Source organism: Providencia sp. M-27 (assembly GCF_011077905.1).
GTDB lineage: Bacteria > Pseudomonadota > Gammaproteobacteria > Enterobacterales > Enterobacteriaceae > Providencia > Providencia huaxiensis.
Genome location: NZ_JAALBT010000006.1, coordinates 197371 through 217080, shown reverse-complemented (window position 1 = coordinate 217080; position 19710 = coordinate 197371). Strand labels below are relative to the sequence as shown.

Here is a 19710-nt window from a genome sequence, read left to right as displayed (position 1 = left end):
GAAACTTTAATCTCCCTTTAATACCTATTTTGTCTTACTAACTATCTGTCCGAGGTACTGAACTGTGCTGGAACAACTTAACCTTGATCTATTCAATTTGATCAATGCTACTCCAGAAACTGCAAGTGGAACCATTGCTGTAGCTAACGTGATTGCAAAACGCTTAATTCTGTTATTTCCACTATTTACTGTTGCTTGTTGGTTTTGGGGCGCCCAGCCAAATATGACTCGCCAACGTGCCTTTGCCTGCAAAGCGGCCATTGCTATTGTCATTGGTTTAGCAATTTCGTGGTTAGTAGGCTATTTCGCGCCGCATGACCGCCCATTTGTCATGGGAATTGGCACCAATTTCTCTGAACATAAAGCCACGCCTTCATTCCCGAGCAACCATGGCACGATTGTCTTTACATTCGCTTTCGCGTTTCTTTTCTGGCTAAGGACCTGGGTAGGGCTTGTCATGATGATCCCCGCTATTGTCATTGCTTGGTCGCGTATTTACCTCGGTGTTCACTGGCCTTTAGATATGGCAGGCGCCTTTATACTTGCGATTGTCGCATGCGGTTTAGCTCAAATTCTCTGGTCTATTGGTGCGAATAAAATTCAATCACCTATTACTCAGCTATATAGTTTCATTTGTGCCCCTCTTATTCGTAAAGGTTGGTTTCAGCCATAACAACCTATATCCAAATACTGGCATTAATTAATGCCAGTTCCTTTCCCATGATAAAAACTGAGCTAGATCAAAGTTTCTGTTTATTTTTATATTCAGCATTAAAATCTTTTTTAAGTTATCAATAAAATTATTAAAACAATCAGTTAACAAATATTTTGTTACCTATTTTAATTATTTTTTTCGTTGCGAAAAAAGTGGCAAATATAAGTATGAAAAAAATTCAAATTAATTAATATATAGCACTATCTCTTCCAACTCCCAAACTAATTAATCACGCAAAGAATCATTCTAAAAACCAAAACAATAACCATAATTATCAACATATTACTGAGAAATAAAATCGACTGAATCGTACTTCCATTACAGTACAGTTCAATATTTATATTGATATGGATGATATTTTAATCAGCTCAATTTTAATCATTAATATAATAATATTTTTTCAGCAGAATTTAATTCTGTCAAAAATTAAGAAAATTTAAACTTATTTAATTAGCATTTAGCCTCTAATAAAAGCAAGCCTAACGCAAATTTTCTTAACATTTTTATAAAATATGATTATCTATCGCAATCTAAGGAGATACTTCTCTTTTGAGATAATGATCACGGCATTTTATTCTGGTAAACTATAAATTCACACCCTCAAAATCCACTTTTAAAAATTTATGATAAAAATGCAAAACTGATTGAAAATAAATTTAGACCTAATATTAGTTTTATTTCCAATCAGATTGTTACGCAAAAGAAAACAATTGTTATTGAGTAATTGTTCGTACCAAAAGATTAAAAGTTCGTAATGCATTTGCCGTTACGCTAAATGATTTTTTTTTGACTTATATTTTCGGAGACTATTATGGATGCAACAAAAGTTGGTTCCATCGACAAAACAGCCTCGCAAACAGTAACTAGCAATGCTTGGCGCAAAACTGACACAGTATGGATGCTGGGTTTATATGGTACAGCTATCGGTGCTGGGGTACTGTTTTTGCCCATCAACGCAGGTATGAGTGGTTTATTACCTGTTTTACTGATGCTGGTATTAGCCTTCCCAATGACATTTTTTGCTCACCGTGGGTTAACACGCTTCGTTCTGTCTGGCTCAAAACCGGACGGTGATATTACTGAGGTCGTAGAGGAGCATTTTGGTCGCACAGCAGGTAACTGGATCACCCTACTCTACTTCTTTGCTATTTATCCTATTCTTCTTGTTTATGGTGTTTCCATTACCAATAACGTCAATAAATTCTTAACCGAATTATTAGGCGTTGGCGCACCACCACGCTGGCTACTTGCCTTGATCCTTGTAGGCGGAGTGATGGCGATTGTGGCATTCGGTGAGAAATACATCGTAAAAGTCATGAGTATGTTAGTGTTTCCATTTATCGCCGTGCTGGTTGCATTCTCACTGTATATGATCCCACATTGGTCTGGTGATGTACTGAATACATTAACTTGGGAAGGTATCACTGAAGCAACAAAAAATACCGGCGGACAAAGCATCTGGGTCACTATTTGGCTGACAATCCCAGTGATGGTATTCGCATTTAACCACTCGCCGATTATTTCTGCTTTCTCCGTTGCAAAACGTGAAGAATACGGTGATGCAGCTGAACAAAAATGTTCACGAATTCTTGCTTCTGCACACATTCTGATGGTGCTGACCGTTATGTTCTTCGTGATCAGCTGTGTCTTTACCTTATCTTCAGCAGATCTCGCACAAGCTAAAGCACAAAATATCAGTATTCTTGACTACCTGTCTGGCTATTTTGACCAGCCATTCATCAAATATGCAGCTGCAATCATTGCCTTTATCGCAATTATTAAATCTTTCCTAGGTCACTACTTAGGCGCACGTGAAGGCTTCAATGGCTTGGTTGAGCGTGCTTACCGTGCAAAAGGTAAAACAATTGATGTTCGCAAGTTAAACCGTGGTACTGCTATCTTCATGTTAGTCACAACATGGATAGTAGCAACATTAAACCCAGGTGTGCTAGATATCATCGAGAGCCTCGGTGGCCCAGTAATCGCAATTTTACTGTTCTTAATGCCAATGTATGCAATTAGCAAAGTACCTGCGATGCGTAAATACTCAGGTAAAATCAGTAATATATTTATTGTAATTATGGGTCTGGTCGCTATCTCTGCGGCAACATATAAGTTATTCTTCTAATTGAAGCCACTAGGTAGCGTCCTAAATGGAAGCTACCTAATTTCAATGACTTTCTACAAAAGGAAGCACTGAATATGATTAGTGTATTTGATATCTTCAAAATTGGCATCGGCCCTTCAAGTTCCCATACCGTCGGCCCAATGAAAGCGGGCAAACAATTTGTTGACGACCTTATCCAGCAAGAAATACTCACTCGCACAACACGAATTGCAGTTGATGTTTATGGTTCGCTCTCTTTAACAGGTAAAGGCCATGCAACGGATATGGCAATTATTATGGGCCTTGCGGGTAACTTACCGGATACCATTGATATTGACGCTATTCCTGCTTTTATGCGTAATGTTGAGCAAACTGAAAGGCTCTCCCTTGCTCATGGGCAACATGAAGTTGATTTCCCTACTGAAGGTGGCATGAATTTTCATACTACCAACCTACCGCTCCATGAAAATGGAATGAGTATTACAGCATTCAGTGGTGATGATGTTATTTACAGCAAAAATTACTATTCTATCGGCGGTGGTTTTATTGTCGATGAAGAACATTTTGGCCAGTCAGACGAAAACGCCGTTCAAGTCCCTTACCCATTTAAATATGCAGCTGACCTGCAAAAACACTGTAAAGAAACCGGTTTATCGCTTTCCGCGCTCGTGATGCAGAATGAATTAGCACTGCGTAGTAAAGAAGAAATTCAGCAATATCTCTCATCCATATGGGATGTGATGAAAGCGGGTATTGAGCGCGGTGTCACGACTGAAGGCTTATTACCCGGCCCATTGCGTGTTCCTCGTCGTGCAGCGGCTCTACGTCGCCAATTGGTCACAACAGATAGCACTAATATGGACCCAATGGCGGTAATAGACTGGATCAACATGTATGCCCTTGCTGTTAACGAAGAAAATGCAGCGGGTGGTCGTGTTGTAACAGCGCCAACTAACGGTGCTTGTGGCATTATACCTGCCGTTTTAGCTTACTATGATAAATTCATTCGCCCGGTGAATGAAAATTCCTATACCCGTTATTTTTTAGTTTCCGGTGTCATTGGTGCGTTATATAAAATGAATGCGTCAATTTCTGGTGCAGAAGTTGGTTGCCAAGGGGAAGTGGGTGTTGCTTGTTCGATGGCCGCTGCGGGATTAGCCGAGCTAATGGGCGGTAGCCCTGAGCAAGTGTGTATTGCGGCAGAGATTGCCATGGAGCATAACTTAGGCTTAACCTGTGACCCTGTTGGTGGACAAGTACAAGTACCTTGTATTGAACGTAATGCCATTGCTTCCGTTAAAGCCGTCAATGCAGCCCGTATGGCACTGCGTCGCGTCAGTGACCCACGAGTTTGCCTCGATAAAGTCATTGAAACCATGTATGAAACGGGTAAAGACATCAACGCTAAGTATCGTGAAACCTCCCAAGGCGGCTTAGCGATTAAACTGGCTCACTGCGAATAGTTTGTGTCTTAATCACCTCGATAAAAATGCCTGCTAATGCAGGCATTTTTGTGTTCACATCATTTTCTACTTAATCAATTATTAACCGAAAATGGCACTCCACCAGCCGCTAATCGTTTTCATAATATAATCCCAAATACGGCCGAAAAACCCGGCTTCCTCAACAGCACTTTTTGCGACTAAAGGATGCTGTTCGATGACTTCATCATTAAGAATAAAGTTAATCGTACCTACCGCTTGGTTCTTAGCCAGTGGCGCCTCAAGTGAATCATTAGTCAGTTGAATATCCACTTTTAAGTTTTGCAGCTGCCCTTTAGGAATAGTAACAGAAACATCATCGGCAACACCTAAATCAACTTCTGAAATATCACCAAACCAAACGCGTTGTTTTTTCAGTGTAGCATCAGCCTTAATTGGCGTGACAGTTTCAAAGAAGCGGAAGCCCCATGTCAGTAATTTTTCACTTTCAGAAAAACGCACACGGTCACTTGGCGCCCCCAACACGACTGAAATCAAACGCATATCACCTTCTGTTGCAGAGGCGACTAAGTTATGGCCTGCTCCACTCGTGTGCCCAGTTTTTACGCCATCCACTTTTAAATTTTGGTTCCATAACAGACGATTACGGTTTGGTTGACGAATTTTATTAAAGGTAAATTCTTTTTCCTTGTGCAGTGCGTATTCATCAGGCACATCGCGGATCATTGCTTGGGTTAACAATGCCATATCCCGCGCTGTACTGTATTGCCCTTCTGAATCTAGACCATGAACCGTTTTAAAATGGGTATTCTTTAAACCAATCTTTTGCACGTATTGATTCATTAAACTCACAAATGAGTCTTGGCTACCTGCAACATAATCGGCAAGAGCAATACTGGCATCATTCCCTGACTGGATCACAATCCCTTTATTTAGATCCAATACAGAAACACGGTCTTTAGGCTTTAGAAACATCAAAGAGGAGCCTTTAAGAACAGGGTTACCCGTCGCCCACGCATCTTCCCCTACTGTGACCATGTCTTGTGGCGTGATTTTCCCTGCATTGACGGCCTGGCCAATCACATAGCTGGTCATAATTTTTGTTAAACTTGCGGGATCTAAGCGTTCATCTGGATTCCCAGACGCTAAAATTTTACCGCTATTATAATCCATCAAAACAAACGCTTTTGCATCGACTTGAGGAGCAACCGGTGTCTGCGCCGCATAAGCACTGGTACTTACGGCAACCAAAAGACTCAACCCAATTCCAGCTCGGCGGGTTTTTAAAGACAACATTTTCTTACTCATCGGTTATTCCTTCACTTAATTCTGTACATTTAAATTACTGTCATTGACTCAACATCACTAAACGAGAACCCATCGCTGTGACAAAATTTGATAACTAGACCTAATATAAGACTTTAATTTCACTGAGGCCACTGATAACAAATAAACATTTGCCTCTGAGTAAATTTAATCTATCTTAACCATGGTCGATGCCAAAAAATCAATTTAGGAGACTGCCATGTTAACTGTTTGGGGACGCGTCAACTCTTCCAATGTCAAAAAAGTACTTTGGTGCTTAGAAGAATTAAATATCGCTTACAATCAAAAAGATGTGGGTGGCCCATTTGGTGGGCTAGATACACCTGAATATATAAAAATGAATCCAAACAGCACAATTCCAACTCTACAGGATGATGACTTTGCGCTGTGGGAATCGAATGCGATTTTACGTTACCTTACGGAAAAATTTGATCATTCTCACTTATTACTCGCACAAGACCTACAAGAACGAGCGGCCGCTGATAAATGGATGGATTGGAGTGGTGCTAATTTATTCGACCACATTAAACAGATGATGAACAAAATTGTTCGTGTCCCAGAAGCAGATAGAGACCCAGAACAAGCCAAAATTATTTATGGCAATATCAACCGGTTACTAACCATTGCTGATAATGCATTAGCTAACCAAGCCTATTTCAGTGGTGACAAATTTGGTATCGCTGACATTGCTATCGCACCACTATTTTACCCTTGGCATGAAATTGTCACGCAGCGCCCCGAATTTAACAATTTGGAACGCTGGTACCAGCAACTGACCACACGCCCTGCGTTCCAAAAAATTGTCATGATCCCGATTAAATAATCACAGGGTCATATTCATCAAACTTGGGTTTGGGTACTGGTATTCAAACCCGAGTTCTTGGCAAATTCTATTACCGTTAATGGTTTTCCCCACTAACGTATTCTTCTCTTCAATAAATTGAGGCGGGGTTAACCCGATAGATTGTGCTGCATGAGTATAAAATTCGGCTCGTGTTGGGTGGACTGGCGCACAGAGGTTATAAATATGTCCCCCTTGCGGTTGCTGGAGCAATAATAAAATGGCGGCAATCACATCATCTTGATGCACCATATTCACAGGTTGGTTAGCCCCCTTCACCCCGGTTTTCCCCGCTAAAAAACGCCCTGCATGGCGTTTTTCACCGACTAATCCCGCTAATCGCAGAATATCCACCGATATGTTCGGTAACTGATGCAACCACTGTTCTGTCGCCACCAAGGCTTTAGCTGATTCAGTTACCCCATCCAATGGGCTGTTTTCGGTCATTTCACCATTTTGTTCCCCATAAACCGCAGTAGATGACGTGAAAATAACTTTAGGCACCTGAAAGGCTATTGCGCTATTCACCAGTGCTTCAACCGCGGTCACATAGTATTCAGTATTAATTTTAGATGGAGGTAGCAAAATGACGATAGCATCACTTTGTTCCATCAATTGTGCTAAATCATCGTCATCACATTCAAGTTCTGGGGTTAATTTCAATGCATAGCACTCTATTCCTACCGCTTGAGCGGCTTCAATACCATCTGGTGTTGTTTTAGTTCCAACCACATGAATGCCTTGAGACAATAAGGCCTGAGCAAGGGGTAACCCAACCCAGCCTAACCCGATGATAGTAACTTTCTTCATATGATAACTCCCCAATCGTTCAACTGACTGAAATTAATCACAGAGTAGCTGAAAACCATAAAACTTCCGAATACAATTTCTGAGGGATTTATCACTATAAAAAGTGAACAACTAATTATTATTGGTTATTTTTAAAAAAAAGGTTGCATTCATAGGGGGAAATCGGATAGGTTGAATACCAATGAGTATTTAGTTAGCACAATGAATGTTTAGTCATTCACTTAAATAACAGAACGGAAGACATTATGAATCGTATTTCACGCAACCATCATCATCACCATCATCCTGACTAGTCTTTCGGGCGATGTGTGCTGGAAGACGTTCAACGAATCTTCCGGTGGCTGAAATGCGAATTGAGAGAACCCTCGGAAGATAATCTTCCGAGGGTTTTTTTATTCTTGAACAAAGAGTTACTAAACAAAAAATTTTAAAGGGATAAGGGTAAAGTCATGTTGGATAAATCACGTTTACGTATTGCAATACAGAAATCAGGTCGTCTGAGTGAAGAATCAAGAGAGTTACTTTCTCGCTGTGGCATCAAAATCAATTTACAACAACAACGTTTGATTGCTTATGCAGAAAATATGCCTATTGATTTACTTCGCGTTCGTGATGACGATATTCCAGGGCTGGTCATGGACGGTGTCGTTGACTTAGGGATCATCGGTGAAAACGTTCTTGAAGAAGAGTTATTGAATCGTCGTGCTCAAGGTGAAAACCCACAATACAAAACACTACGTCGCCTCGATTTTGGTGAGTGCCGCTTATCTCTCGCTGCCCCATTAGATTTCAACTATACCGGTGCAGAGTGCTTAAATGGCTCACGTGTTGCAACCTCCTACCCACACTTGTTAAAACGCTATTTCGACCAAAAAGGCATTCAATTTAAATCATGTCTGTTAAATGGTTCAGTCGAAGTCGCTCCGCGCGCTGGCCTTTCTGACGCCATCTGTGACCTCGTCTCTACAGGTGCAACACTTGAAGCAAACGGCCTAAAAGAAGTGGAAGTCATCTACCGTTCTAAAGCCTGTTTAATTCAACGCGATGGTGAAATGTCGCCTGAAAAACAACAGCTTATTGACCGTATGATGACCCGTATCCAAGGTGTCATCCAAGCGCGTGAGTCCAAATACATCATGTTGCACGCGCCAAGTGAAACACTCGAAGAAATCATTGCCTTACTGCCGGGTGCTGAACGCCCAACTATTTTACCGTTAGCAGGCGAACAAAGCCGTGTGGCGATGCACATGGTGAGCTCAGAAACGCTGTTCTGGGAAACCATGGAAAAACTCAAAGCGTTAGGGGCAAGCTCTATTCTTGTCCTGCCAATTGAAAAAATGATGGAGTAAGCCGTCATGAAAATGGGATTTAACCAACCTGTTCGCTGGTCGGCTTGTAACCAAGAGCAGCAAAGCGCTTTGCTGCTGCGCCCTGCAATAGCGGCTTCTGGTAGCATTAGTACTGCGGTTAGCCAAATTATTGACCAAGTCCGTAACGAGGGCGATACCGCCCTCAAAGCACTGAGCCGTCGTTTCGATAAAACTGAAGTCGAAACGGTGCGTGTTCCTGCAAATGCTGTTGACGCAGCAGAGGCTCGTCTTGGTGATGAAATCAAAACAGCAATGAAAACAGCGATTGGCAACATTCGTCGTTTTCACGAAGCCCAAAAACCCACTCCGATTACAGTGGAAACACAGGCAGGCGTCGTGTGCCAACAAGTCACACGCCCAATAGATGCAGTCGGTTTATATATTCCAGGGGGGTCGGCCCCTCTGTTATCAACGGTCATGATGTTGGGAACCCCTGCGAATATCGCTGGCTGTCGTAAAATTATTTTATGTTCACCTCCACCTATCGCCGATGAAATTTTGTATGCAGCGAAACTGTGCGGCATCAGCGATATTTTCCAAGTAGGTGGTGCGCAAGCGATTGCTGCAATGGCATTTGGTACCCAAAGCATTCCTGCGGTTGATAAAATTTTTGGCCCCGGTAATGCCTATGTCACTGAAGCAAAACGCCAAGTCAGCCAAAGCCATGATGGAGCAGCCATTGATATGCCTGCGGGTCCTTCCGAAGTGTTGGTCATTGCTGATAACGGTGCAAACCCCGCATTTACCGCATCTGATTTGCTATCTCAAGCAGAGCATGGCCCTGATTCACAAGTTATTTTATTAACTGACGATGAAAGCTTTGCCCAACGCGTGATTGAAGAAACAGAAAAACAATTAGCGCAACTTTCACGTGCAGAAATAGCGAGAGAAGCCCTGAGTGCCAGCCGTGTCATCATCGCTGACTCCATCGCTCAATGCGTTGAAATTAGCAACCGTTATGGCCCTGAGCACTTAATACTGCAAACTCGCAATGCCGATGACCTGGTCGATGCTATCACAAGTGCCGGCTCTGTGTTTGTTGGCGACTGGTCGCCAGAGTCGGCTGGCGACTATGCATCAGGCACCAATCACGTATTGCCTACTTATGGATATACCTCAACCTATTCAAGCCTTGGGCTCGCTGATTTTATGAAGCGAATGACAGTCCAAAAGCTGTCAAAGCAAGGCTTATTAGGCTTAGCCGACACCATCGAAACGTTAGCTCAAGCAGAGCAACTCACGGCTCATAAAAATGCCGTTACCTTACGCGTTAACGAACTAAAAAAACAAAATCAGGAGTAAGTCATGAGCCAACCATTTAATGCCGCCAGTCTTGCACGTGAAAATGTTAAAACCATGACACCTTATATGTCTGCACGACGTCTAGGGGGAAATGGAGACGTTTGGCTCAATGCCAATGAATACCCGATTGCACCTGATTACCAATTCAGTGAACGTAACCTTAACCGTTACCCTGAATGCCAACCGGTTGCGGTGATCAATAACTATGCGGCTTATGTCAAAGTTAAACCAGAACAAGTGCTCGTTTGCCGTGGGGCCGATGAGTCCATTGAGTTGCTGATCCGCGCATTTTGTGAACCAGGCAAAGATGCGGTAATGTTTTGCCCGCCAACCTATGGCATGTACAGCGTCAGTGCAGAAACCTTTGGTGTTGAACAAAAGAAAATCATGGCGTTGCCAGACTGGGCATTAAACGTTAATGCGATCCGTGAAAATCTATCCAATACCAAACTGATTTATATTTGCAGCCCGAATAACCCAACAGGCAATATCATCGACAATAAAGATTTACGCGAAGTGCTAGATATGGCTGCGGGTCGTGCATTAGTCGTTGTCGATGAAGCCTATATTGAGTTCTGCCCACAATACAGTGTAGCAAGCTGGTTAGCACAATATCCAAACTTGGTCATTTTAAGAACCTTATCCAAAGCCTTTGCATTGGCCGGTTTACGTTGTGGTTTCACCTTAGCCACCCCTGAAGTAATTGAAGTGCTATTAAAGGTTATCGCCCCTTATCCTTTATCAACCCCTGTTGCGATGATTGCAGCTCAAGCTCTTGAACCACAAGGCATTGAGACAATGAAAAGCCGCGTAACAACGATAACAGAAAACCGTATTGCACTTCGTGAAGCGCTGCGCGACTTATCGGTGGTTGAACACGTTTATCCGAGTGAAACTAACTATATTTTGGTACGTTTTACCGATGGTAATAAAGTGTTTAAAGCCCTGTGGGACCAAGGCATTATTTTACGTGACCAGAGCAAACAACCCGGTCTCATTAATTGCCTGCGTATTACTGTTGGGACAGAAATAGAAAATACCCGTGTTATTGAAGCTATTGCAGCACTTTGCTAATTAGGAATGACTCATGAGCCAGAAAATTTTATTTATCGACCGTGATGGAACATTAATTACCGAGCCGCCAACCGACTTCCAAGTTGATAGCTTAAGTAAACTCGCCTTTGAAAAGGCGGTTATTCCTAGCTTACTTGCTCTGCAAAAAGCCAATTACCGCTTAGTGATGATAACCAATCAAGACGGCTTAGGCACCGATAGCTTCCCAACCGCAGATTTCGAGCCACCGCATAATTTAATGATGCAGGTATTTGAGTCCCAAGGCGTTAAATTTGATGAAGTGTTAATTTGCCCACATAAGCCTGAAGATAACTGCGTTTGTCGTAAACCTAAGCTCCAGTTAGTCGAACGCTATTTAGATAGCAACGTGTTAGATAGCGAAAATAGCTATGTGATTGGTGACCGTGAAACAGACATTCAACTCGCTAAAAACATGGGTATCAAAGGGTTACGTTATAGCCCAACAGAACTTGACTGGGAAGCTATCACCCAGCAATTAACTAAACGCGACCGCCATGCACTGGTCAAACGCGTCACAAAAGAAACCAATATTCAAGTCGAAGTCTGGCTGGACCAAGAAGGCGGCAGCAAAATTAGCACTGGCGTGGGCTTCTTTGACCATATGTTAGACCAAATCGCGACTCACGGTGGTTTCCGGTTAAACATTGAGGTCAATGGCGACTTGTTTATCGATGACCACCACACCGTTGAAGATACCGGTCTTGCACTAGGTGAAGCGCTGAAAGTGGCACTTGGAGATAAACGCGGTATCGCACGTTTTGGTTTCGTTCTCCCAATGGATGAATGCCAAGCGCGCTGTGCGCTGGATATTTCTGGCCGCCCACACCTTGAATACAAAGCCGAGTTTAAATACCAACGCGTCGGTGACTTAAGCACAGAAATGATTGAGCACTTCTTTAGCTCGCTTTCCTATGCGATGGGCTGCACGTTACACCTGAAAACCAAAGGGAAAAACGATCACCATAAAGCAGAGAGCTTATTTAAAGTTTTCGGCCGCACACTGCGCCAAGCAATTCGTGTTGAAGGGGATACGTTACCTAGCTCGAAAGGGGTTCTGTAATGAACGTTGTCATCCTTGATACCGGCTGTGCAAATTTAGCCTCTGTAGCCTATGCGGTAAAACGCTTAGGCTATGACCCTGTAGTGAGCCGCGATACCAACACCATTTTACAAGCCGACAAAGTCTTTTTGCCCGGTGTCGGTACGGCTAGCGCAGCCATGGAAAAGCTGACTGAACGCGAATTAGTACCGTTAATCAAAGCACTGACCCAACCAGTATTAGGTATCTGTTTAGGTATGCAATTACTCGGTTCTTTTAGTGAAGAAGGCCAATCTACGGTGCCACTACTGGGGTTAATTGATAGCCCTGTACAAAAAATGGATGCCAATGGGCTTCCTGTTCCACATAGCGGCTGGAACCAAGTCAAAGCGCTAGCAGGAAACCCACTGTTTCGGGATATCCCAGATAACGCCTATTTCTATTTTGTACACAGTTATTCGATGCCAATTTCCAGTCATACCATTGCGCAAACTCAGTATGGCAATCCGTTTAGCAGCGCAGTGAATTGCGATAACTTCTATGGTGTCCAATTTCACCCAGAACGTTCTGGCACCGCAGGCTCACGCTTGATTCAAAACTTTTTGGAGATGTAATTACCATGATCATTCCTGCATTAGATTTAATTGATGGCACGGTGGTGCGGTTGCACCAAGGGGATTACGCCAAGCAAACTGATTATGGCAATGACCCGCTCCCACGTTTGCAGCAATATGAAAAAGAAGGGGCAAAATTATTGCACCTCGTGGATTTAACGGGAGCTAAAGACCCACAAAAACGCCAAATTCCACTACTCAAAAAATTATTAGCAGGCGTCAGTGTTCCAGTACAAGTTGGTGGTGGTATTCGTACCGAAGAAGATGTTAAAGCCTTACTGGAAGCTGGAGCGACCCGTGTTGTCATTGGCTCAACGGCTGTCACTAAGCCTGAGCTGGTCAAAACGTGGTTTGAGACCTATGGTGGCGAAGCCATTGTCCTTGCCTTAGACGTACGTATTAATGACCAAGGCATAAAAGAAATCGCCATTAGCGGTTGGCAGGAGAATTCAAATCTAACGTTAGAACAAGCCATTGAAATATATCGTCCTTATGGCTTAAAACATGTCCTTTGTACGGATATTTCCAAAGATGGAACATTGGCGGGTTCTAATGTGAATTTATACCAAGAAATTAGCCAAAAATTTCCTGATATTGCTTTTCAAGCATCGGGCGGTATTGGGGGTTTAGACGATATCGCGGCTATCCCGCCATCTGGTGCAGCTGGCGTAATTGTTGGCCGTGCATTATTAGAAGGTAAATTCACCGTTGCGGAGGCAATCAAATGTTGGCAAAACGCATAATTCCTTGTTTGGACGTTCGCGACGGCCAAGTGGTTAAAGGTGTCCAATTTCGCAATCACGAAATCATCGGTGATATTGTTCCATTAGCACAGCGCTACGCCCAAGAAGGCGCTGACGAACTGGTGTTTTATGATATTACCGCCTCTTCTGATGGCCGAGTGGTAGACAAAAGCTGGGTTGCTAAAGTCGCTGAAGTAATTGATATTCCTTTTTGCGTCGCGGGTGGTATTAAAAGTGTCGATGATGCCGCACAAATTCTCTCTTTTGGTGCTGATAAAATTTCCATCAACTCCCCGGCATTATCCGACCCTACATTAATCAGCCGTTTAGCTGAACGCTTTGGCGTACAATGTATCGTTGTTGGTATTGACACTTGGTTTGACGAAAGCACAGGTGAATATCTCGTTTACCAATTTACCGGTGATGAAAAACGTACCACACAAACCACGTGGAAAACCCTTGATTGGGTAAAAGAAGTGCAACAACGTGGCGCGGGTGAAATTGTGTTAAATATGATGAACCAAGATGGTGTACGCCAAGGGTATGATCTACAACAACTCAAGAAAGTCCGCGAAGTCTGCCAAGTGCCCTTGATTGCCTCTGGCGGTGCAGGCGAAAAAGTGCATTTTCTTGATGCCTTCACTGACGCAGGTGTTGACGGTGCTTTAGCCGCTTCTGTATTTCATAAACAAATTATTAATATCGGTGACTTAAAACAATACCTAGCCGAAAACGGAGTTCAAATTAGAGTATGTTAACCACAGAACAATGTAGCCAACTTGCATGGCAAAAAGTCGATAACCTGATGCCTGTTATCGTACAACACGCCGTTTCAGGTGATGTGCTAATGCTTGGGTATATGAACCCTGAAGCATTAAATGTCACCTTAGACAGCCGTAAAGTCACCTTTTTCTCTCGCACAAAGCAACGTTTGTGGACGAAAGGCGAAACCTCCAATAATTTTTTAAATTTAGTGGATATCTACCCAGACTGTGACAGCGATACGCTGCTAGCTCTCGCGTTACCGGATGGCCCAACTTGCCATAACGGCACACAAAGCTGCTTCGCACCCGCACAAAGTGACTGGGGCTTTTTGTTTGAACTAGAAACCTTGCTCAAAGAGCGCAAAACTGCTTCTCCTGAAAGCTCTTATACCGCGCGTTTATATGCAAGTGGTACTAAGCGTATTGCGCAAAAAGTGGGTGAAGAAGGTGTTGAAACCGCATTAGCGGCAACCGTTAATGACCGCGCAGAATTAACCAATGAAGCGGCTGATTTGATGTACCATTTAATGGTATTACTGCAAGACCAAGAACTTGATTTAAGTACGATAATCAAACGATTAAAAGAGCGTCACCAGTAATCGATAAACTGCCAGCCTCGCTGGCAGTTTTATTTTATGGGTGCAAAATATTATCAATTTGTGCATCACTCAGCGAAATCCCAAAAAACTTCAGGTAGAAATCTGCTGTCTCTTGTTTCATATCGATATCCGCAAAGCGCTCTGGGTAAAGAGTTTGCGCTAACCACAGAAACTGTAATGCTTCTTCTGAGGTTTCACGGCACCACCAAAACATCCCTTTTGGGTTGACATACACCTGTTGATTTTTTACCGCGCTAATGGCTTTCCATTGGGAAGACGTTCGGATGATATTGGCATCTTCTTTATTCATTGCAACGATTACATCGGGATTGGCCGCAATAATCGTCTCCAGTAATACCTCACCTGAGTTATTTTTCTTATCCGAAAACCAAGTTTCAGCCACATTTTTGGCTCCCGCCAAATCCATCCAATCTTGATTTAACGAAGGGCGCCCCGAGGTAAATAACGTATTTCCCATACTATGATAAACCCTACGTTTTTCTGCACCTGTTAGCCCGACTAAGCGTTCATTTACCAACCTGACATTACGGTCAAAATAGCGTTGATATTCAAGCGCTTTATTTTGTGCATCTGGTCCTAGTTCTTTTGCTGTCGCTTGAACTCTAGCTTGTAAAGCTTGCAATGAATTTGCAGGGTACTCTACAACTTTTACCCCTGCACTTTCCAATATGTCCCGTTGAGGGACTTCCATGCCTTTCGCCACAAACAATAATTGTGTACGCAAAGAAATTATTTGCTCTGGATTTAATTGGTTGCTAATACTGATAACTGGAACATTATCAATATTGGGTAACATTTGACGAAATAGTGGAATTCTTTTCGCTATCACCGATGTACCAACGATTTGCTCGCCATAACCCAACATCATAATAATGGTATTTTGTGCTGGCCACGGTGTTGCAATACGCAACTCGGGGTTATCCGTTTTTGCATTTAACAAGCTACTGACTAGTAGCCCGGCAAGCAAAATAATGGATTGTAAGAAAGTTGTTTTTCTCATCTTAATGCCCCTTCTTTACTTCATAATAAAGAAGGGTGCTCCTTACGTTTATTGTTACGACCATTAAAAATCAAATGTGATGGTTGCGCGGACTTCACGGCCAGAGCCTAAGAATGCGCTATTTCCACCACCTTGGTCGTTATTACCTGATGGGAAAATAGATGCCCAATAACGTTCGTCAGTGACATTATCGACCGATAGGCGAATAGTGGTAGGAACCTGGTTGATTTTTGTACTATAGCGAGTTCCTAAATCTAACGTCGTGTAGCTACCAATCCAACTTGAGTTAGTATCATTTGCCGCTCGCTTACCGGTGTAATGTACATTTGCACTGTAAACCAACTCAGGCATAGCTGGCAGCGCATATTCAACTAGCATATTAGCTTGGACTTTTGGAACTCCAACCACTCGTTTGTCCCGAGTGGTTCGAGAGCCTGTGTCTTTCAGTTTAGGGTCTAAAAATGTTATGCCGCTATAAACGTTTAACCCCTGCCACACATGACCTGTAGCGGTTAACTCAAGCCCCCTATTCACTTGCTTACCTTGTTCACGAAACACACTATGACTATCCACATAAGCAAATGGCCGCTCTAAATGAAATAGTGCCGCACCAAGGTTTAAATCAGCCACATCAGCTTTAACCCCAACTTCATATTGCTTACTACGATATGGGTCTAAAGTCTGCCCTTCATTTTTAACGCCTTGTCCTATCGGAGCCGTATCCCCTTCCTCCAATGAGTCTGCATAACTTACATAAGTCATCAATTGTGGGGTAATTTTGTACATCACGGCAGCATTTGGGCTTAACCCCTTGGAGTTAGTTTGGCTGGTTTTATGGCTCTGTTTGTCAAAACTACGACTTTCTATCCAACTTTGGCTGAGATAAAACATCGCTGACCATTGTGGGTCAAATGTAACGGTATCGCCGATAGTGATACTTTGTTGACTATTTTCCGCAGATTTATAGCGTGAGCCACCCGTGTAAATTTTACCATTTGCAGGTTCTATCAATGAAGATGGGTGGTACATATTCGTTGAGCCAAGGTCATAAGCCGTAGCAGCTCCCTTTGCACTATAAATAGACCAAATATAGCCATTCGTCGCGAATGATAAATCGTGTCCAATAGACCCCGTGTCTACATGGCCATTAAGTGTCACTGAATTACTAAGTACACGAAAACGCCCAGAAGCCGGAGAGTCACGGAGTGAGCGCTTAATATCACCTTTATCGTTGACCAACATACTGGTCACCGTGCGCATCGCTCTATCTGCTTGTTGATATCCGACTGCGGCATTCAATGTCCAATCTTCATTAAAATCATGAAGTAAGCGAGTGCTCACTGTATCTGTAGTTAAATCATTCCCCGCAGTGTGCATAGCTAAATTTTTATCTTGCGGATTAGGTGCTTTTGGTAAATTAATTTTAGGACCATAGCTGAAGCTCCCCACATAACCTTTTTGTACAAAATTATAGTGGCTAGCATTGAGCTGTAACTGTGTCCCCGGTTGAATGTTCCAATCAAAGGCAACAGAAGCCAACTTACGACGTAGAGTGCTATCCTTTAAATTTCCCGTTCCTTCTTCATCCATTAAGTTTAAACGATAACCAAAGCGCTTATCTGTATCAAAATACCCCCCAAGATCAACATGGCCGCTATAGGCATTACGGCTTTGATAACCTAAAGATAAGCGTTGAATATCTTCAGGGCGTTTTGCCGTGAAATTGAACTGACCAGCCGGGCTAGAAGGGCCGTACAAAGACCCCGTGAGGCTATTAATAATGTCCACCCTATCCAACATTTCAACCGGAAATGCCGTCGTTGAGACGACATACAAGCCATCTAACCGACTATTAGCTACGACACTTCCTTGCATCCCACGGCTTTGTGGACGTCCCACATCCATACCCCCACGTGCTTGCATTTGGGTACTCGGGGCATATTTAAGTAATTCACTGATACTTTTCGCTTGCTGATTATCAATCATTTCACGACTGATTGTTGTTGTGGAATAGGGAGTATCAATCCAATCCAAATCCCCTAACGGGCCTAAATCAATTTGAGAGGTAAAGAAGCCCGCTCCAGCTTGAGCTTCTGTTGTGACATCCCCAGAAGCCGCTGTCACCAACATTTTGTCTTGCTTGGAGCTTGTAAGCTGCTCAGAGACTTGCGCAGCAACAATTGATGGGGCGATCCCTGCAATAAGAGGTATTAGAACATATAAATTTATTTTACGTTTCATGTTATCTGTTTTCGTTATATAAAACTTTATATTACCGAGAATAAAATGCACCGTAAATGATCAAACTCAATTCTTAACAATATGTATTCTCATTATCCTATTGAAATATTGTTTTATAATTATTTGAATTTATTAAAAATAAAATAGCAGACAGAATATCCAATAGATAAAATCACCATTCAGATAGCAATACAGATTAAAACAGCATCTGATATGCAATTTAAAAAATTTCCCAACCCTATGATTTTTAGTTCATTTCTTTTTACGATTGTATCTCTCAATGAACTTGATATCATTCCCTTCTATTGATGTGGTTTTAAAGGGAAAAAACGGTGTCTGAAAATTCTATTTTTTTGCAACTCACACAATTACTTGATAAAAATAATGCAAAATATCGGGTGATGGAGCATCCTACGGCAGGTAAATCAGAAGAAGTGGCAAAAATACGTGGTACGCAACTTGGGCAAGGGGCAAAAGGGCTAGTATGCCATGTAAAAGGAAATGGGATCCGCCAACACGTATTGGCAATTTTACCTGCTGATAAACAGGCTGATTTAAGTAAGGTTGCCACAGCAATTGGTGGAACCCGCGCATCTTTAGCAAGCCCAAAGGAAGTCGATGAGCTCACTCAATGTGTGTTCGGGGCTATTCCACCTTTTAGTTTTCACCCCAACTTAAAATTAATTGCTGACCCGCTATTATTTGAACGTTTTGAAGAACTCGCCTTTAATGCAGGTACATTAGAGCGCTCTATTATTTTAAATACAGAAGATTATCAAAGAATAGCCACACCGACTTTAGTTGAGTTTATTCGCACAGAAGAAAATTAGTTTTGTATTAAAAAAGGGTATTCCACAGAATACCCTTCAATAAAAAAACTAACTAATCAATCGCTGATCATATTCCTGACTGGCATTTTTTAATGCCACAAAATCGGAACCACAAATAAACCGCTTTAGTGCAATAAATTTCTCTTCTGGCCAACCATAAATTTTCAATGCGAGTAATTCAGTAATAATATCTGGCGAAAAACGATGTTTTATTACCTTTGCAGGGTTTCCACCGACGATGCAATAAGGCTCAACATCTTTAATTACCACGCTATTCGTTGCGATAACTGCGCCTTCACCAATTTTAACACCAGGCATAATAAAGGCACGCATGCCTACCCATACCCCATCACCAATGATTGTATCCCCTTTTCCTATATAAGCTTCCTCAATATATTCAAGAAATGGATACAAACAAAACCAATCCATGCGATGTGTATGGTTTCCCCCCATTAAAATAACAGCTTCGCTACCAATACAAACGTAATCACCAATATAGAGTTGGTCGACATCCCACGCTAATTGCCAATCTCGACTTTGTTCGTCCCCCTGTAAATAGCGCACAACTGAATTTTCAAACCCACCATCCCAGCAGTCACTATAGTAGCTATGTTGGCCTTTAACATGAATGTTAGGATTTTGTACGACTTCGTGTAGCAGTTGATATTTTGACCAATGTTTTTGATTCATGGTAATAAAACCCTTAATTTGTTTATCGTTACCATAGAACGCTTTCTATGGTGATGTATCCGCGTTCAAAACACATCACACTGAGTAATCATTGGTTTTTTTAGTAATGAGTTATTCATTTTAACCTCACTAATTTTAATAAATTTAGTTTTCTAACTAAT

At 42.3% G+C, this 19710-nt stretch carries 18 protein-coding genes and 1 other annotated feature; of the genes, 13 read left to right on the top strand and 5 right to left on the bottom strand.

All coding sequences use genetic code 11. The annotated features are described in order from the left end of the window. Positions 1–64: 64 nt before the first annotated feature. From ybjG to G6Q48_RS11130, 3 genes are all read left to right on the top strand, one after another. Complete coding sequence (ybjG, locus tag G6Q48_RS11140) at positions 65–673, top strand: undecaprenyl-diphosphate phosphatase (RefSeq protein ID WP_102138426.1); 609 nt, start codon at positions 65–67, stop codon at positions 671–673. Positions 674–1526: 853 nt separating this feature from the next. Further along, positions 1527–2843, top strand: a complete 1317-nt coding sequence (locus G6Q48_RS11135) for a serine/threonine transporter (protein WP_102138425.1) — start codon at positions 1527–1529, stop codon at positions 2841–2843. 74 nt (positions 2844–2917) lie between these two features. Continuing rightward, positions 2918–4285, top strand: a complete 1368-nt coding sequence (locus G6Q48_RS11130; protein ID WP_102138424.1) for an L-serine ammonia-lyase — start codon at positions 2918–2920, stop codon at positions 4283–4285. An 81-nt stretch (positions 4286–4366) separates the two neighbouring features. On the opposite strand, the gene G6Q48_RS11125 is transcribed toward G6Q48_RS11130, so the two are convergent. Continuing rightward, positions 4367–5572 carry a serine hydrolase gene (locus tag G6Q48_RS11125; RefSeq protein ID WP_166266484.1) on the bottom strand — a complete coding sequence of 402 codons (1206 nt, stop codon included), beginning with the start codon at positions 5570–5572 and terminating at the stop codon, positions 4367–4369. A 217-nt stretch (positions 5573–5789) separates the two neighbouring features. Between G6Q48_RS11125 and G6Q48_RS11120 the strand changes: the two genes are divergently transcribed. Then, a complete protein-coding gene (locus tag G6Q48_RS11120; RefSeq protein WP_136134441.1) occupies positions 5790–6413 on the top strand; it encodes a glutathione S-transferase family protein in 624 nt (207 codons plus the stop codon). On the opposite strand, the gene G6Q48_RS11115 is transcribed toward G6Q48_RS11120, so the two are convergent. Continuing rightward, a complete protein-coding gene (locus tag G6Q48_RS11115; RefSeq protein WP_166266482.1) occupies positions 6414–7241 on the bottom strand; it encodes an SDR family oxidoreductase in 828 nt (275 codons plus the stop codon). Positions 7242–7509: 268 nt separating this feature from the next. Then, positions 7510–7637 (top strand) — a sequence feature (His leader region). 53 nt (positions 7638–7690) lie between these two features. Here G6Q48_RS11115 and hisG point away from each other — a divergent pair. Genes hisG through hisIE form a run of 8 tightly spaced genes read left to right on the top strand, consistent with a single transcriptional unit; the run spans position 7691 to position 14767 of the window. After that, complete coding sequence (gene hisG, locus G6Q48_RS11110; RefSeq protein ID WP_166266480.1) at positions 7691–8590, top strand: ATP phosphoribosyltransferase; 900 nt, start codon at positions 7691–7693, stop codon at positions 8588–8590. 6 nt (positions 8591–8596) lie between these two features. Further along, positions 8597–9913 (top strand): histidinol dehydrogenase, encoded by a 1317-nt coding sequence (gene hisD / locus G6Q48_RS11105; protein ID WP_166266478.1) that lies wholly within the window; start codon positions 8597–8599, stop codon positions 9911–9913. A gap of 3 nt (positions 9914–9916) precedes the next feature. Next, entirely contained in the window at positions 9917–10987 is a 1071-nt protein-coding gene (gene hisC / locus G6Q48_RS11100; protein ID WP_166266476.1) for a histidinol-phosphate transaminase, read from the top strand. A 13-nt stretch (positions 10988–11000) separates the two neighbouring features. Beyond that, positions 11001–12068, top strand: a complete 1068-nt coding sequence (hisB, locus tag G6Q48_RS11095; RefSeq protein WP_166266474.1) for a bifunctional histidinol-phosphatase/imidazoleglycerol-phosphate dehydratase HisB — start codon at positions 11001–11003, stop codon at positions 12066–12068. Then, a complete protein-coding gene (gene hisH / locus G6Q48_RS11090; RefSeq protein ID WP_102138416.1) occupies positions 12068–12661 on the top strand; it encodes an imidazole glycerol phosphate synthase subunit HisH in 594 nt (197 codons plus the stop codon). Before hisB ends, hisH begins: the two co-directional genes overlap by 1 nt. A 5-nt stretch (positions 12662–12666) precedes the next feature. Further along, entirely contained in the window at positions 12667–13404 is a 738-nt protein-coding gene (gene hisA / locus G6Q48_RS11085; RefSeq protein WP_166266472.1) for a 1-(5-phosphoribosyl)-5-[(5-phosphoribosylamino)methylideneamino]imidazole-4-carboxamide isomerase, read from the top strand. Next, entirely contained in the window at positions 13386–14162 is a 777-nt protein-coding gene (gene hisF, locus G6Q48_RS11080; protein ID WP_004909328.1) for an imidazole glycerol phosphate synthase subunit HisF, read from the top strand. Before hisA ends, hisF begins: the two co-directional genes overlap by 19 nt. Continuing rightward, positions 14156–14767, top strand: coding sequence for a bifunctional phosphoribosyl-AMP cyclohydrolase/phosphoribosyl-ATP diphosphatase HisIE (gene hisIE / locus G6Q48_RS11075; protein ID WP_166266470.1), 612 nt, complete (start codon positions 14156–14158; stop codon positions 14765–14767). The genes hisF and hisIE overlap by 7 nt, the downstream gene beginning before the upstream one ends. A gap of 34 nt (positions 14768–14801) precedes the next feature. On the opposite strand, the gene G6Q48_RS11070 is transcribed toward hisIE, so the two are convergent. Continuing rightward, on the bottom strand, positions 14802–15788 hold the full coding sequence (locus G6Q48_RS11070; RefSeq protein WP_166266468.1) for an ABC transporter substrate-binding protein: 987 nt from the start codon (positions 15786–15788) through the stop codon (positions 14802–14804). Positions 15789–15851: 63 nt separating this feature from the next. After that, on the bottom strand, positions 15852–18029 hold the full coding sequence (locus tag G6Q48_RS11065; RefSeq protein ID WP_166266465.1) for a TonB-dependent receptor: 2178 nt from the start codon (positions 18027–18029) through the stop codon (positions 15852–15854). Between the two features lie 332 nt (positions 18030–18361). On the opposite strand from G6Q48_RS11065, the gene G6Q48_RS11060 reads away from it, so the two are divergent. Beyond that, complete coding sequence (locus G6Q48_RS11060; protein WP_166266462.1) at positions 18362–18859, top strand: YbaK/prolyl-tRNA synthetase associated domain-containing protein; 498 nt, start codon at positions 18362–18364, stop codon at positions 18857–18859. A gap of 48 nt (positions 18860–18907) precedes the next feature. Here G6Q48_RS11060 and G6Q48_RS11055 read toward each other — a convergent pair whose 3' ends face one another. Further along, a complete protein-coding gene (locus tag G6Q48_RS11055; RefSeq protein WP_102138410.1) occupies positions 18908–19549 on the bottom strand; it encodes a CatB-related O-acetyltransferase in 642 nt (213 codons plus the stop codon). Positions 19550–19710 lie beyond the last annotated feature (161 nt).

Coding starts and splice junctions, on each gene's coding strand:
- G6Q48_RS11135 (WP_102138425.1), top strand. CDS start 1,527: ATGGATGCAACAAAAGTTGGTTCCATCGACAAAACAGCCTCGCAAACA.
- G6Q48_RS11130 (WP_102138424.1), top strand. CDS start 2,918: ATGATTAGTGTATTTGATATCTTCAAAATTGGCATCGGCCCTTCAAGT.
- G6Q48_RS11125 (WP_166266484.1), bottom strand. CDS start 5,572: ATGAGTAAGAAAATGTTGTCTTTAAAAACCCGCCGAGCTGGAATTGGG.
- G6Q48_RS11120 (WP_136134441.1), top strand. CDS start 5,790: ATGTTAACTGTTTGGGGACGCGTCAACTCTTCCAATGTCAAAAAAGTA.
- G6Q48_RS11115 (WP_166266482.1), bottom strand. CDS start 7,241: ATGAAGAAAGTTACTATCATCGGGTTAGGCTGGGTTGGGTTACCCCTT.
- hisG (WP_166266480.1), top strand. CDS start 7,691: ATGTTGGATAAATCACGTTTACGTATTGCAATACAGAAATCAGGTCGT.
- hisD (WP_166266478.1), top strand. CDS start 8,597: ATGAAAATGGGATTTAACCAACCTGTTCGCTGGTCGGCTTGTAACCAA.
- hisC (WP_166266476.1), top strand. CDS start 9,917: ATGAGCCAACCATTTAATGCCGCCAGTCTTGCACGTGAAAATGTTAAA.
- hisB (WP_166266474.1), top strand. CDS start 11,001: ATGAGCCAGAAAATTTTATTTATCGACCGTGATGGAACATTAATTACC.
- hisH (WP_102138416.1), top strand. CDS start 12,068: ATGAACGTTGTCATCCTTGATACCGGCTGTGCAAATTTAGCCTCTGTA.
- hisA (WP_166266472.1), top strand. CDS start 12,667: ATGATCATTCCTGCATTAGATTTAATTGATGGCACGGTGGTGCGGTTG.
- hisF (WP_004909328.1), top strand. CDS start 13,386: ATGTTGGCAAAACGCATAATTCCTTGTTTGGACGTTCGCGACGGCCAA.
- hisIE (WP_166266470.1), top strand. CDS start 14,156: ATGTTAACCACAGAACAATGTAGCCAACTTGCATGGCAAAAAGTCGAT.
- G6Q48_RS11070 (WP_166266468.1), bottom strand. CDS start 15,788: ATGAGAAAAACAACTTTCTTACAATCCATTATTTTGCTTGCCGGGCTA.
- G6Q48_RS11065 (WP_166266465.1), bottom strand. CDS start 18,029: ATGAAACGTAAAATAAATTTATATGTTCTAATACCTCTTATTGCAGGG.
- G6Q48_RS11055 (WP_102138410.1), bottom strand. CDS start 19,549: ATGAATCAAAAACATTGGTCAAAATATCAACTGCTACACGAAGTCGTA.